Origin of the sequence: Cobetia sp. MM1IDA2H-1 (assembly GCF_002916775.2) — a bacterium.
Classification (GTDB): Bacteria; Pseudomonadota; Gammaproteobacteria; order Pseudomonadales; family Halomonadaceae; genus Cobetia; species Cobetia marina.
The window spans coordinates 2746886-2761860 of record NZ_CM133225.1 but is presented as its reverse complement, the minus strand read 5'-3'; the positions used below and the strand labels follow the sequence as shown (position 1 = coordinate 2761860).

General features: G+C 62.9%; 12 protein-coding genes. 6 read left to right on the top strand and 6 right to left on the bottom strand.

Annotation, left to right across the window (positions count from 1 at the left end):
* Positions 1-154: 154 nt before the first annotated feature.
* From parC to BOH68_RS11655, 3 genes are all read left to right on the top strand, one after another.
* Complete coding sequence (parC, locus tag BOH68_RS11665) at positions 155-2431, top strand: DNA topoisomerase IV subunit A (protein WP_077374245.1); 2277 nt, start codon at positions 155-157, stop codon at positions 2429-2431.
* Between the two features lie 67 nt (positions 2432-2498).
* Positions 2499-3710 carry a phosphoserine phosphatase SerB gene (gene serB / locus BOH68_RS11660; protein WP_077374242.1) on the top strand — a complete coding sequence of 404 codons (1212 nt, stop codon included), beginning with the start codon at positions 2499-2501 and terminating at the stop codon, positions 3708-3710.
* A gap of 172 nt (positions 3711-3882) precedes the next feature.
* Positions 3883-4131: a TIGR02647 family protein gene (locus tag BOH68_RS11655; protein ID WP_077374239.1), complete on the top strand. Its 249-nt coding sequence runs from the start codon at positions 3883-3885 to the stop codon at positions 4129-4131.
* A gap of 108 nt (positions 4132-4239) precedes the next feature.
* On the opposite strand, the gene BOH68_RS11650 is transcribed toward BOH68_RS11655, so the two are convergent.
* Both BOH68_RS11650 and epmB read right to left on the bottom strand, forming a co-directional pair.
* A complete protein-coding gene (locus BOH68_RS11650) occupies positions 4240-4599 on the bottom strand; it encodes a 5-carboxymethyl-2-hydroxymuconate Delta-isomerase (RefSeq protein ID WP_077374236.1) in 360 nt (119 codons plus the stop codon).
* Between the two features lie 213 nt (positions 4600-4812).
* A complete protein-coding gene (gene epmB / locus BOH68_RS11645; protein ID WP_258038212.1) occupies positions 4813-5916 on the bottom strand; it encodes an EF-P beta-lysylation protein EpmB in 1104 nt (367 codons plus the stop codon).
* Between the two features lie 156 nt (positions 5917-6072).
* On the opposite strand from epmB, the gene efp reads away from it, so the two are divergent.
* Together efp and epmA are read left to right on the top strand one after the other, a co-directional pair.
* Positions 6073-6639, top strand: a complete 567-nt coding sequence (gene efp / locus BOH68_RS11640; RefSeq protein WP_077374233.1) for an elongation factor P — start codon at positions 6073-6075, stop codon at positions 6637-6639.
* 162 nt (positions 6640-6801) lie between these two features.
* Positions 6802-7836, top strand: a complete 1035-nt coding sequence (gene epmA / locus BOH68_RS11635) for an EF-P lysine aminoacylase EpmA (protein ID WP_103751414.1) — start codon at positions 6802-6804, stop codon at positions 7834-7836.
* A 484-nt stretch (positions 7837-8320) separates the two neighbouring features.
* Here epmA and asd read toward each other — a convergent pair whose 3' ends face one another.
* Entirely contained in the window at positions 8321-9229 is a 909-nt protein-coding gene (asd, locus tag BOH68_RS11630) for an archaetidylserine decarboxylase (protein ID WP_077374230.1), read from the bottom strand.
* Positions 9230-9383: 154 nt separating this feature from the next.
* On the bottom strand, positions 9384-10277 hold the full coding sequence (locus BOH68_RS11625) for a sulfurtransferase (protein ID WP_077374227.1): 894 nt from the start codon (positions 10275-10277) through the stop codon (positions 9384-9386).
* Positions 10278-10750: 473 nt separating this feature from the next.
* Here BOH68_RS11625 and BOH68_RS11620 point away from each other — a divergent pair, with 473 nt between their 5' ends.
* Positions 10751-12085, top strand: coding sequence for an NCS2 family permease (locus BOH68_RS11620; RefSeq protein ID WP_084208211.1), 1335 nt, complete (start codon positions 10751-10753; stop codon positions 12083-12085).
* A 100-nt stretch (positions 12086-12185) separates the two neighbouring features.
* Here BOH68_RS11620 and BOH68_RS11615 read toward each other — a convergent pair whose 3' ends face one another.
* Together BOH68_RS11615 and BOH68_RS11610 are read right to left on the bottom strand one after the other, a co-directional pair.
* Positions 12186-12473, bottom strand: coding sequence for a hypothetical protein (locus tag BOH68_RS11615; RefSeq protein WP_077374218.1), 288 nt, complete (start codon positions 12471-12473; stop codon positions 12186-12188).
* A 165-nt stretch (positions 12474-12638) separates the two neighbouring features.
* Positions 12639-14846, bottom strand: a complete 2208-nt coding sequence (locus tag BOH68_RS11610; RefSeq protein WP_077374215.1) for an EAL domain-containing protein — start codon at positions 14844-14846, stop codon at positions 12639-12641.
* Between the last annotated feature and the right edge of the window lie 129 nt (positions 14847-14975).

Genomic DNA, 14975 nt, shown 5'->3' with positions numbered 1-14975 from the left:
TTGAGCTTTCACAGCCATTTGAACTTCGAAAGCCAACTGGGCTTCGATAGCAGTTGAACTTCGAAAGCCAGACAAGCTGCGCGACAGCATTCTTTCGGGAGCGCCACAGTCAGGCGCTCCCCGGTTTTACGCTCGTAATCAAGGTCAAGTGCCCATGAGCATGGATATCCAGGTCGCGGAGGGTGACGTCGAACGTCTGGCCCTGCGTGACTACACCGAAAAGGCGTACCTCGACTACTCGATGTACGTGATTCTCGACCGCGCCCTGCCGCATGTCGGTGATGGCATGAAGCCGGTACAGCGCCGCATCGTCTACGCCATGCGCGAGCTGTCCCTGACGGCCAACGCCAAGTACAAGAAGTCGGCGCGTACCGTCGGCGATGTGCTGGGCAAGTTCCACCCGCATGGTGACAGCGCCTGTTACGAGGCCATGGTGCTGATGGCGCAGCCGTTCAGCTATCGCTATCCGCTGGTGGATGGACAGGGCAACTGGGGTAGCCAGGATGACCCTAAGTCCTTCGCGGCCATGCGTTACACCGAATCGCGTCTGTCGAAATATTCCGAGGTGCTGCTGTCCGAGCTCTCCCAGGGCACCGTCGACTGGGTGCCCAACTTCGATGGCACCATGAACGAGCCCAAGGTACTGCCGGCGCGTCTGCCCAATGTGCTGCTCAACGGCACCACCGGCATCGCGGTGGGCATGGCGACCGACATTCCGCCGCACAACGTGCATGAAGTCGTGGCCGCCACACGCCACCTGCTGCGCAACCCGGACTCCGACAGCGATCAGCTGATGGATTTCCTGCCGGCACCGGATTTCCCCACCGAGGCGGAGATCATCACGCCGCGCACCGACCTCGCAAAGCTCTATCGCACCGGTCGTGGCAGCGTGAAGATGCGCGCCCGCTATGTGCTGGAAGAAGGCGATATCGTGATCACGGCGCTGCCGTATCAGGTCTCCGGCGCCAAGGTGATCGAGCAGATCGCCGCCCAGATGCAGGCCAAGAAGCTGCCGATGGTCGCGGACCTGCGCGATGAGTCCGACCACGAGAACCCGACGCGCCTGCTGATTCAGCCGCGCTCCAATCGGGTCGATATCGAAGGCCTGATGGCGCACCTGTTCGCCACCACGGATCTCGAGAAGAACGCGCGCGTCAACATGAACGTCATCGACCTCAAGGGTCGCCCGCGCGTGATGGCGCTGCACGAGATGCTGGCCGAGTGGCTGCGTTATCGTCGTGCCACCGTGCGTCGCCGTCTCGAGCATCGTCTGGCCAAGGTCGAGGATCGTCTGCATATCCTCGAGGGGCTGCTGACGGCTTACCTGAATCTCGACGAGGTGATTCGCATCATCCGCGAGGAGGAAGACCCCAAGGCCAGCCTGATCGAGACCTTCCAGCTTTCCGAGCGTCAGGCCGAGGCGATCCTCGAGCTGCGTCTGCGTCACCTGGCACGCCTCGAAGAGATGAAGCTGCGGGGCGAGCAGGACGAGCTCAAGCGCGAGCGCAAGCACCTCAAGCATCTGCTGGGCAATGACGAGGCCCTGACGGACCTGATCGACAGTGAGCTTGAGCAAGCTGCCACTGACTTCGGCGATGCACGTCGCTCGCCGCTGGTTGAACGCGGCGAGGCCAAGGCGCTGTCGGAAGTCGAGCTGATGGGCGCCGACCCGATCACCGTCGCGCTGTCCGAGAAGGGCTGGATCCGTGCCGCCAAGGGGCATGATATCGACCCCGAAGGCCTGTCCTACAAGGCCGGCGATCGCTTCCATCTGGCGGCGCGCGGCAAGACCAATCAGCCGCTGGTGCTGCTGGATGACACCGGGCGCGCCTACACGCTGGCCGCGCACAATCTGCCCAGTGCGCGCGGGCAGGGCGAGCCGATCACCGGGCGCATGAATCCGGCGGCGGGGGCTTCGATGGTCGGACTGCTGCTCGATGCGCCCTCGGCGCGCTATCTGCTGGCCTCCGATGGCGGCTATGGCTTCGTGACCACGCTCGAGCAGCTCACCGGCAAGAACAAGTCCGGCAAGGCGGCGCTGACCTTGCCGCGCGGCTGTGCGGTGCTGCCGCCGGTGGCGATCCCCGAGGTGCCTGAGACGGCGCAGGGGGATGCCGCGCCGCTGGAAGTGGCGGTGGTGTCCAACGAAGGGCGTCTGCTGGTCTTCCCGCTCGCCGAGTTGCCGGAAATGTCCAAGGGCAAGGGCAACAAGATGCTGTCGATTCCGGGCGAACGCGCCGCCAATCGTGAGGAATTCGTGCGCTCGCTGGTGGTCGTGCCTGCCGGGGCCACGCTGGTGGTGCACGCCGGCAAGCGCAAGACGCTGCTCAAGGGCGCGGATCTTGACTACTATCGTGGCGAGCGTGGCCGACGCGGCAGCAAGTTGCCCAAGGGCTTCCAGAAGGTCGATCGTCTGGCCGTAGACAGTTGATGATGCCAGTGGCGAGCTGCCCTGGAGGTAACCTCTTGATGATTCATTGCTCAGGAACGATTTTCCGATGACACAACGTATCTTGATCCGCGCCACCGGTGCGGCTCGTCCGGGACAGCTGGCAGGGCTCGGTCAGGCGCTGGCCCGCAGTGGCGCACGTCTGCTGGATATCAACCAGAGCGTGACCTTCGGGCTTGTGTCGCTGGAAGCGCTGGTGGCACTGGAGGCGCAGTCCGAACTGGAAGCGGCGCTGAGTGCTGCCGGGGAACAGCTGGGACTGGATGTGCAGGCCGTGCAGGTCGGCGCCGAGGAATATGCACGCTGGAGCCATCAGCTGGAGCGCCCGCGCTGGATTCTGACGCTGCTGGCGCCGCGGCTGCCGGCGGGCATTCTCGCCGAGGTCGGCGGCCTGACGGCGGAATTCGGTATCACCGTCGAGCTGATGCATCGCCTGTCGGGGCGTGAACCGCTGGATGGCGAGTCACCGGCCGAAGGCGCCTGTGTCGAGTGCTGGCTGCGCCTGCCGGAGCACGAGACCGACATCAATGCGCTGCGCGAGAAGGCGCTGGCGCTGGGCGCGCTGCATGGTGTCGATATCGCGATCCAGGAAGACGATATCTGGCGTCGTCATCGCCGCCTGATCTGCTTCGACATGGATTCGACCCTGATCAAGACCGAGGTGATCGATGAGCTGGCGCGTCGTCATGGGGTCGGCGAGGAAGTCTCGCAAGTCACCGAGCGTGCCATGCGCGGTGAGCTGGACTTCCAGGAAAGCTTCCGTGAGCGAATGAGCAAGCTCAAGGGGCTGGACGAGTCGGTGCTGGCGGAGATCGCCGCCAACCTGCCGCTGATGGATGGGGTCGAGCGTCTGATGGCCAATCTCAAGGCGCTGGGCTATCGCACCGCGATTCTCTCCGGTGGCTTCACCTACTTCGCGCGTCACCTCCAGCAGCTGCTGGGCTTCGATGAGATCCACGCCAACGAGCTGGTGATCGTCGATGGCAAGGTGACCGGTGAGGTGCGTGAACCGATCGTCGATGCCGAGCGCAAGGCGCTGCTGCTGCGCGAGATCGCCGAGCGTCACGGCCTGCGCATGGAGCAGACCATCGCCGTCGGGGATGGTGCCAACGACCTCAAGATGCTTGCTGAAGCAGGGCTGGGCATCGCCTTCCGCGCCAAGCCGCTGGTACGTGAACAGGCGCGTCAGTCGATCTCGACGCTGGGGCTTGATGCCGTGCTCTATCTGATGGGCTACCGCCAGCAGGACCTCAAGCACTGAGTCTGCAGTGGGGGCGTTTCGATGCTCGGGGCGGATGGGACGGGGTCTAGTCCCAAAGCAGCAGGGTGGTTTTGTGCACGGTGACTAGACTGGTGACAGGCGCCGACGACTCGGAGTCTGTCTGTTGTCGCCCTCCCAAAACGCCATTCGCCACGCCGTCAGGAGTTTGCCCATGCCGTCACCCTATGACGATGAACTGCACCTGCTGTGTCTGTTCCCGCATGACGCCGCCCTCAAGGGCTTGAAGATTCGCCACGATGCCAGTCCTGACATGGTCGCTGCGGCAGAACGTCTGCACGCCAAGGGCCTGACCACGCTGCCCGATGGTGGCTATCTGACCTCCGTGGGTCGTGAGGCTGCCGAGCATGCCCATCGTCTGAACGATCTGCTGCACGTTCCCCAGGCCATGACAGGGACCTGAACACCGCGCATGAGCCCCGGATACGGCGATATCCGGGGACAGGTGCAATAACGCAAGACGCCCCGCGGCAGCCTGCCGGCGGGGCGTCTTGCGTTATTGCCTGAGGGGTCAGGCCTTGTGCTTGCGATAGGTCGCGCGCGTGATCTCGACGATCTCCACGCTGACCTCGCGAGCGGCCTCGCAGTGCGGCTTGAGGGCTTCCATCAGGATGTCCGCCAGACGCGACTTGTCGTCATCGCTTCGGCCTTCCAGCTGATGGCAGTGAAGGTTGACGAAGCCATGCTTGTGCGCCAGTGGTGCCTGATTGCCCGCCAGGCGCCAGTGACGCCAGCTTTCCGCGCGCACCTTGATGTCGCTTTCCTTGAACAGGCCGCTTTGCATGGCGGCGGCATGCAGGTCATCCATGATCGCGTCCATGTCGAGGCTGGGGGCCAGACTGTCGGCATAATCAATGACGAGATGAGGCATGTGATGGGCTCCTTGAGCGTGGCCACGCCTCTTGGGGCGTGTGCCGATGGTGATGATGGCCAGCGATTCTAGCGAAATGGGGCCGCGATGGTAGCAGATTTTCGCAAGCGCACCGCGCATGGCGCAGGTCTGACCTCAAGGTCTGACCTCATCGGCTGATCTCATCGGCTGATCTCATCGGTGGATTTCATCGGTGGATTTCATCGGTGGATTTCAGCTGCGGGCAATCAGCGTGGCTCTCGTCGGGTCCGGATGGTCATCATGGCCGACAGTCTGGGCGTGGTCTGCAAGGTGGCCCGGGGAGTGAGCACCACTCAGGGGCGTCTTGGAGCGGCGCCCGGGGATCTCGCGCACCAGACGTGGCATCAGGAAGCCGGGCAGATGCTCCAGCAGTGCCTCCATCAGGGCACAGGCGTCTTCATCGCTGACCGCGAAGTGGGCGGCGCCCTGGACGGGGTCGAAGGCATGCAGGTAGTAGGGCAGCACCCCGCACTCGAACAGTCGCTCGGCGAGGGCCGTCTGCGTTTCCACCGAGTCATTGACGCCGCGCAGGATGACGCTCTGGTTGAGCAGGGTGACCCCGGCTGCCTTGAGGCGTGTCATGGCCGCGGCGACCTCCGCGTCCAGCTCGTTGGCGTGGTTGCTGTGGATGACCAGCACCTTCTGCAGCCGCGTCGCCTTCAGCCAGTCCAGCAGCTCGGCATTGACGCGATCCGGTATCACCACCGGCAGGCGGGTGTGGATACGCAGACGCTTGAGATGCGGTATCTCGCCCAATGATTCCACCAGCCAGGCCAGTCGCCTGTCGGGAGACACGAGCGGGTCGCCACCCGAGAGGATGACCTCGTGGATGCGCTCATCGGCGCGCAGGTAGTCGAGAATGTCCTGCCATTGCGCGCGGCTGGGCTGGTGGTCTTCATAGGGAAAATGGCGCCGGAAACAATAGCGGCAATTGATCGCGCAGCCACCGCTGGCCATCAGCAGCACCCGGTTGGTGTACTTGTGGATCAGTCCCGGGAGCGGGGTGTGCTCCGCTTCTTCCAGCGGGTCGGTGACATAGCCGTCGAGCACGTCCGTCTCGCTGTCCAGTGGCAGTACCTGACGCAGCAGCGGGTCATTCGGGTCTTGGGGGCGGATGCGGCTGGCATAGGCCTCGGGAACGCGGATCGAGAACAGGGCATGGCCGTCGCTGGCGCCGGGAAGCCATTCGTGATCCAGTCCCAGGCGGTCCAGCAGCGCCTCGGGAGAGCGAATGACGTCGCGCAGCTGTGCACGCCAGTCACCGCGCGGACTCGAGTGGAGTGCGAGGGGCGTCACATCGTGACTTTCGCACGTCTCATGCGTGATGGTATGCAAGGATGGCGAGGTTCGGGTTATCATGCGCATCACTTCTTAGTCATGGTTGCTGCCCGTGAGGCGGCAATCTGGAATTCATGGCGGGCAAGACCCGTTAACGAGTCGAGAGCGAGCAAGATGGCCAATTATTCTACCAACGAATTCAAGTCCGGTCTGAAAGTGATGCTGGACAATGACCCCTGTGCCATCGTTGACAATGAGCTGGTCAAGCCGGGCAAGGGGCAGGCCTTCAATCGCGTCAAGCTGCGCAACCTGAAGACCGGTCGTGTGTGGGAGCGGACGTTCAAGTCCGGTGAGAGCATCGAAGCTGCCGACGTCATGGAAGTCGACATGGAATACCTCTACACCGACGGGGAAATGTGGCACTTCATGCGTACCGATGGCTCCTTCGAGCAGTATGCCGTCGATGGCAAGGCGCTGGGCGACAACATCAAGTGGCTGAAAGAGCAGGTCGTCTACACCATCACGCTGTGGAATGACAACGCGATCGCGGTGACTCCGCCGAACTTCATCGAGCTGGAAGTCGTCGAGACGGATCCGGGCCTTAAGGGTGACACCGCCAACGGTGGCTCCAAGCCGGCGACGCTGTCTTCCGGTGCCGTGGTGCGTGTCCCGCTGTTCATCAACCAGGGCGAAGTGCTCAAGGTCGATACGCGCAGCGCCGAGTACGTCTCGCGCGCCTGAGCCTTTTCGCTCACGTCGTGACCCCTCTGATGCCTCGCCTCGTGCGGGGCATCATCGTTTGTGCCGGTCAATCCTGCAGGCTGGCCACTGTTCCTTGCTGATCCACTCGTCGAGCTCGCCATGTCAGACGTCGATATTCCCTCTGATTCTCCCCAGCCCCCCTTGCCGCAAGACTGGGCGCCCACTGCGACGCGAGAGCGACTCGTGCAGCGCGCACGACTGATCAATGAGGTGCGGGCCTTCTTCGCCGAGCGTGAGGTGCTGGAGGTGGAGACGCCGGTGCTGGGGCAGGCCGGCTCGACCGACGTGGGGCTGGCCTCGTTGTCATCGTCGTTGCAACTGCCCGGTGAGCGTGAACGGGTGCCGATGTGGCTGCAGACCTCGCCGGAATTCCACATGAAGCGTCTGCTGGCGGCCGGCAGCGGGCCGATCTTCCAGATCGCGCGTGCCTTCCGCGATGGTGAGGTCAGTCGTCGCCACAACCCCGAGTTCTGCATGCTGGAGTGGTATCGCCCCGGCATGAGTCTCGAGGGCCTGAGCGAAGAAACCTGTGAGCTGATCCAGCGCGTGATGGCGCTCGGGGCGCAGCTGACCGGCAAGTCGTCGCTGCTGGACACCTCTGATGCATCAGACGCCTCAGGGGCTGGTCCTGCCGTCACGGCCTACCGTGATCTCTTCCGGCGAGTGCTGTCACTGGACCCGTTCAGTGCCTCTCTGGACGAGGTACGCGCGGCATGCGGGCGTGAGTGCGCTGTCGATGCCAGTGACTGGTCCCATGAGACCTGCCTGGATGCGCTGATGAGTCTGGTGATCGAGCCGACATTGGGGCAGGGCGCCGTGGAGCTGGTGACGGACTATCCTGCGGCCCAGGCGGCGCTGGCACGCAAGCATCGGGATGCTGAAGGGGATTGGGTAGCCTCGCGTTTCGAGGCGTATGTCGCAGGGATCGAGTTGGCCAACGGTTACGATGAGCTGACCGATGCCGCCGAGCAGGCATCGCGCTTTGCGGCTGACAATGCCGAGCGTCATGCGGCAGGCCTGCCGCAGGTCGCGGCAGACCAGCGCCTGGTGGCCGCCTTGCACGCCGGGATGCCGGCAGGCAGTGGTGTGGCGCTGGGGCTGGATCGTCTGATCATGCTGGCACTGGGTGAGCGTGATATTGCCGCAGTGGTTGCCTTTCCGGCAGCACGTGCTTGAGGTGTCACGTTGCTCGCAAGCAATTGCGTTTATCTTTGACACGCTAGGGACATCTGAGTCGTCTAGACTGCAGGTATCAGACAGGGAGTCTGATGTCGTCATACCGGCGTCGTAGCGGGGCAGACATTCCCTTTGGGTACCTGCTCCATCGATCGGCACGGGGTGAGGCGACTCACATGACCGAAGGAGTGGCTGTCGGGCGCCTTTCATCGGGCATGGTGACAAGGTGTCGACAGGGGTCTCGCATGAGCTTCTCGGAGCCGCTCATGAGAGATTCCGGCAGTAGAGCCTCAAGAGAACTACGCCATTCAGGGAGGAAGACTCGCAGTTGGACGAACAGGCATGTCCAGGCACGTTGGCGAGATGCTGACGTGCAAGGATGCCAGAGGGGGCCGGTTGATACTGGTGCCTCAGTTGAAAAGGGAAGCCTGGCGGCTTCCCTTTTTTATGTGTCATCCATTGCCTTCGGCAGCGCTCCTGCCTGTCATTCGCTGTCTGGCGCGAAGGTTTCCTCATTGCCGAGGGCCGACTCGTCAACGACCTGCGACTCGCAGGAGGCTGGCCGCATGCCGAGTGACTGCCCCATGCTGACCTTCTGGCCCGGCATCAGGGTGTCATCGAACTCGACGCTGTCCGGGAAGCACATCACCACGGTGGAGCCGAGCTGGAAGCGACCCATCTCGGCGCCCCGTGCCAGCTCGATGAGTTGATCGAAGCGGGTCGTCTCGACATCGCCGGACAGTGGCGTGACCTGGCCGCTCCACACGGTCTTGATCGCCGCGACGATCATCGCGCCGACCAGCACCATGGCCATCGGGCCGTGTTCGGTCTCGAAGATGCAGACCAGGCGCTCATTGCGGGCGAAGAGGCCCGGCACATGCGTGGCGGTGGCTTCATTGACCGAGAACAGGCGTCCCGGCACGTAGGCCATCTCCACCAGGCGGCCCGCCAGGGGCATGTGGACGCGGTGATAGTCCTTCGGTGACAGATAGACGGTAGCGAAGCGGCCGTTGCGGAAGGGGGCGGCACGCTCCTCGCTGCCACCCAGCAGCTGGGTCAGCGAGAAGGCCTGACCCTTGGCCTGCACCAGGGTGCCGTGGCTGATGGCCCCGAACTGCGACAGCACACCATCGGCAGGCGAGACTAGTCCTTCCTCGATGGGGCGGGCCTCTTGCTTGAGGGCGCGGGTGAAGAAGTCGTTGAAGCAGGCGTAGGCGCGCGGATTCTCCTCGAGCGCCTCGTTCATGTTGACGTCGTAGGCCTTGATGAAACGTTCGATGAAGGTGTTCTTGACCCACGGGTTCTCGCAGGCGGCGATGCGCCCGATGAGGCGTGAGATCAGGTGCTGGGGTAACGGGTATTGGCTCAGAGAGAACAGCTTGGCACGATCCACGATGTTGATCCTTGCAGAAAAGAGAAGCCCGCCCCGAAGGGCGGGCGCTGACCAACGAGATGGCGGCCAGCAGGCTGGCAGCACCTTAGCCCATCGTCATTGGCCGCTCAAGCGCGGGGGCAGGCAGGGGCAGCAGCGAGCCCCCTCCGGCCGCTCAGCGTTCTATCGGCGTGTCCTCGCGATTGCCCCATTCCTTCCAGGAACCGGGATAGGCGCGAATGTCCTCGAACCCCAGTGCACGCCCCACCAGCCAGGTCAGGCCTGAGCGGTGGTGGCTCTGGCAGTGCGTCACCACATGCTGCTCGGGACTGATGCCCCGCGCGCCCAGCTCGGTGATCAACTCGGCATAGTCACGAATGCGCAGGTCGCGCTCGCGGTCCATGGCCTCGGTCCACTCGAAGTGCACGGCGCCGGGGATATGGCCAAGACGCGCGTTCTGGCCTTTTTCTCCGCGATACTCCTCCAGTGAACGGGCATCCCACACCACGACCTTCTCCTCGGGGGCCTCGGCGGACAGGCGCTCGAGAATGTCCTCGCGGGTCGCCATCACGCTGGTATCGACATAGGCGGCGTGATATTCGCTGGCCTGCCATTCGCTGGCAGCCTCACTCAGGGCAAGTCCTTCACCCTGCCAGGCATGCAGACCGCCGTTGAGATAACTGAAGCGCGTGTGGCCCAGCAGCGCGAGGGTCCACAGCAGACGACCTGCCCAGCCACCGCCTTCGTCGTCATAGGCGACGACATGGCTGTCCCGCGTGATGCCCAGCTCGGACATGATGTCGGACAGCGCCTGTGGGCTCGGCACGCCGGGGATCTCGTCCTCGTTGCTGCCGACCAGGCGCTTGAAGTCGAGCAGGCGTGCGCCGGGCACATGACTGGCATGACTCTCGGCCTTGAGCGGAACATCGACGATCACGATGTCCGGGTGGTCAAGCAGCGGCAGCAGCTGCGCAGGCTCGACGATCAAGGGCAGCAGGTTCTGCTCAGAGCTGAACGAGGCGGAGGCCGTCGGGTCGCAAGACGTTGACTGGGAAGAGGAGGGTGACATGGCGTGGTCCTTGCTTCATCGATGGGGATGATCCTTGTGAGCATCATGGCATGCCGGCGGCCAGTGGCGTCAAGTCGCGGCTTGCGGGGCAGATGGCGGACGCCAGGCGGGAGATGGCAGGCACCGCCATGCGCCGCTGCAGCGGTTCTGGCGAGAAACGCTCAATTCGTGCTGACTTTGCGTCTATAATGCTGCCCGTCACATGCCGGGCGAAGAATGTGACGCGCAAGTGGTGGCGAGCGCTGGTCGTCATTCACAGCGTCATGCACGGAGACGGTGCGTCATTCGCAGTGCCTTGCGCTGGTGCCATGCTCTGGCGCATCAGTGCCTTGCGCTGCGGCGTCTGTCCCTGCCTGTCAGGGACGAATCGCCACATCCGGCAGTGTCCTGCAAAGCACACAGCCTCTGAAACGCCTGCAGTGAAATCCGTCTTGTCTCCAACCAATCGCGACCTAGTCCACGGGAGTCTCACCTTGTTCGAGCGCCTCTTTTCACTTCGCGCCGAAGGCACCACGACGCGCACGGAAGTGCTGGCAGGCATTGCCACCTTCCTGGCTTCGATGTACATCATCGTGGTCAATCCCGGCATTCTGTCCGCTACGGGCATGCCGTTCAGTGCCGCACTGACCGCCACCGTGCTGGTCAGCTTCTTCGGCAGCCTGATGATGGGACTGTACGCCCGCAATCCGATCCTGGTGGCACCGGGGATGGGCATCAATGCCCTGTTCGCCTACACCATGGTGCTGGGGACCGGCATGCGCTGGGAGGTCGCGCTGGGGTGCGTCTTCTGGGCGGGTGTCATCTTCGCCATCCTGGCGCTGTTCAACGTGCGACGTCTGGTCATCGATGCGATTCCCGCTCAGCTGCGCTATGCGATTGCCTGCGGTATCGGCCTGTTCATCACCCTGATCGGGCTGGTGAATGCCAAGCTGATCGTGTCCAACCCCGTCACCGTGGTCAGTGTCGCCCCCATGACGCCCTCGCTGGTGATCTTCATGATCGGGCTGGCGCTGACGGCGGTTCTGGTCGCCAGACGTATCCATGGCGCCTTGATCATCGGCATCGTGGCGACCACCCTGATGGCGGCCACCATCGGCCGTCTGTGGGGGGACGGGACTGCCTACTTCCCGCCCGAGATCGCGCAGCCGACGCTGGTCAACTTCACCGGCATCTTCGCGGCACCTGATTTCAGCGGCCTGCTGGCACTGGATTTCATGGGCTCGCTGAAGATCGCCTACGTGCCCTTCATCTTCGTCATCCTGTTCACGGTGTTCTTCGATGCCCTGTCCACCTTCATGGCGGTCGCTGAGGCGGGCAATCTGAAGGATGAGAATGGTGACCCGCGCAACATCCGTCGCTCGATGATGGTCGATGCCTTCTCGGCGCTGGTCTCTGCACCGCTGGGCACCAGCCCTGCCAACGCCTATATCGAATCGGCGGCCGGTATCAGCCAGGGTGGGCGCACCGGTCTCGTCGCCGTGGTCGTGGCACTGTGCTTCCTGCCGTTCCTGTTCCTGGCGCCGTTGCTGTCGCTGGTGCCTGCCATCGCCACCGCGCCGGCGCTGATTCTGGTCGGCGTGTTCATGATGGAGCCGATTCGCAAGATTCACTGGCACCAGTTCGATGATGCGATTCCGGCTTTCATCGCCATGGTGATGATCCCGCTGACCTACTCCATCACCCACGGGATCGTGTTCGGCTTCCTGAGCTTCGTGATCATCAAGCTGGGGGTCGGCAAGGCGCGGGAGATTCGCCCGACCATGTGGGTGCTGTTCGCGCTGTCGATCCTGCTGTTGCTGGAAGGCTGAGGGGACGCGTTTGCGTCGGACGCCTTCTCTCGGTCGAGAACGAAAAAATCCCGCCAGTCTTGGACTGGCGGGATTTTTTGTGGCCGATGAGATGGCACGATCAGGCGATCATCCAGCCCAGGAAGGTCAGTCCGAGGAACACCAGCAGGATGCCGCCGATGATCGAACCTCTGAGCAGTGACGTGACGCCCTTGAACAGCAGATACAGCCCGAACACCAGGCCCAGCAGACTGAACAGGGAGGTGCTCATGCCCAGCTCACCGGCCAGACCACTGAAGAAGCCCTTGAGGGCGTCGTCGAAATTGGCGAAGAAGCCGCTCAGGCCCTCCACGATGAAGCGGATGGCGGCGCCAAGCTGAGTGCCGATCCAGTTGAAGAAGTCTTCCATTGCGCACGGTACCCGGACAGAAAAGAGGCCACAGTGTGCCATGAATGCGGCGTGGACGCTGTCGTGCTGTTGCACTGCGTCATGTGGGCCCGAGCGTCACTCCTCACTCACCCGCTCACTCTCACTCTCACTCTCACTCCAAGTCCCACTCCCACTCTTGCAGCATCAGGTGTCCAGGTACCTGGCGGTGAAATCGTCGATTCCCATGGGCTTGTCCATCAGGTAGCCCTGCAGGGCGTCGCAGCCCATCTCCAGCAGCAGCTCTCGCTGTCTGGAGGTCTCAACGCCTTCCGCCACCACGCACATGCCCAGTTCATGCCCCAGCTGCACCATGAAGTTCACCATCCGGCGGTTCATCTCGTCGTTCTCGAGATCATTGACGAAGCTGCGATCCACCTTGAGTTCATCGAAGGGCAGGTGCTTGATGTAGGTCAGCGAGGAGAAGCCGGTGCCGAAATCATCCAGTGACAGCCGCAGTCCCAGCGAGCGCAATTCATGCATGCGTGCCACCGTGGCTGGCATGTCGGTCGCGAAGACATTCTCGGTCAGTTCCAGTTGCAGGTATTCAGGGGAGAGGGTGTGCTGGCCGAGCGTTCTGGCGACATTGCTGACGTAGTGCGGTGATTCCAGCTGTTTGACGCTGACGTTGACAGATAGATAGAGCTCGGCGAAACCGGTGCCGTTCTGCCAGCCCGCCAGCAGCCTGCACGCCTGTTCCAATACCCAGTCGCCGAGGCTGTCGATCAGCTGGCTCTTCTCGGCCAGCGGGATGAATTCATAGGGGGAGATGTTGCCGAACCGAGGATGTCGCCAGCGCAACAGGCATTCGGCGCCGACCAGCTTGAGCCCTCTGTCGAATTGCGGCTGAAGCTCCATGTAAAGCTCTTCGTGCTCGATGGCGCGACGCAGGTCATTTTCCAGCTGCACGGCCCGCTCAAGCTCCACGCGCATGCTGGGGTCGAAGCGCACGGTCTGGTTGCGTCCGGCTTCCTTGGCGCGATACATCGCGATATCGGCGCGGCGGATGAGCTCCTCCGCACTCAGGGCGCGATCATGGAACATGATGCTGCCCAGACTGGCCGAGCTGTGATGATCCAGTGGCTGCGACTGCGGGTCGGAGAGCGTATAGGGCTGGTTGAGCGCCTGCTGCAGACGTTCCATCAGCTCATCCAGTTCACGACAGGCTGCCTGCGGGTCATGGCTCAAGGGCTGTACCAGGATGACGAACTCGTCTCCGCCAAAGCGCGCGACAAGATCCGTCTCTCGCACCTGGCCGGTCAGACGGTGGGCCACTTCGATCAACAGATGGTCGCCGGTGGTATGCCCCAGCAGGTCATTGATCTTCTTGAAGTGATCCAGGTCGATGAAGATGAGCGCCCCGTGAGTGTCTCTGGCGTCCGTGATGATGATCGCCTGCTGCAGCGCATCAATCAGCGTGGCGCGATTGGCCAGCTTGGTGAGAGGGTCGAAGCGACTGTGCTGATGCAGCAGGGCTTCTGATTCGACGATGCGCGTGATGTCGGTGATGGAACCGATCATGCGCAGGGGAGTGCCGTCGTGATCACGCTCGATCACGTCCCCCTTGTCGATGACCCAGACGACATTCCCGTCCCGTGTCAGCATGCGATGGCGATGGTAGTAGGGTGTCCCGCCTTCCAGGCAGTCCTGGATGGCGACCATGACGTCCGGCGTGTCCTCGGGATGCAGCAGGCTGGCGAATTCCTCGAGGCTGTTGTGCAGCTCGTCGTGGGGGACGTTCAGGATCTCGGACCAGCGCCGATTGTGCGTCACGGAGCTGTTGGTGATGTTCCAGTCCCAGAAGCCTTCCAGCGAGGTGTCATAGATATGATCGATATGACGGCTCTTGCGCTCATGCTCACGGACTTCCGCGGTGATGTTGTGCGCCAGCACGGCGACCAGCGGCTTGCCATGAATGTCATGGAAGGGCTGCTTGATGGAGCGGAAATGATTGATCTCGCCGGTGGTGCCGTCGGTGGCATCCTCGAAGACCTGCTCACGCTCGAACTTGCTGAGCACCTGCTCCACGCTGCGGCGGAAGAAGCGGCTCTGCTCGGTATTGCCGGTGTAATGACTGTCGTCGCGTCCGATGATGTCTTCGAGCGTGGTGCCGTAGAAGTCGGTCAGGGTGCGATTGGCGAAGCGAAACAGCCCCTTGGCATCCTTGATGAACAGGATGTCGGGATGGGTATCGACCAGCGTGCGCAGCAGATGGTTCTCGGCTTGCAGCGCCTCGAGACGTGACGACATGGCCTGCAGTCGTGCATGCAGGCTGTCGTCGTCAGACGCTAGGGTCTCGGTGGAGACTTCTGAATGCGAAGGGTGGCGTCCCTCGGCATCGGAAGGTGCGGCCATGGCGGGTTCCCGGGGCGATGGAGATAGCCTCCAGTCTACGTTGCCGCTCGGTTGAATAGGCAGGGAGGCGGGGTCCTCGCTCAGTCAACGTTCACGCCTGCCGGCCACGCATGGTCAAGCCCCCCGATA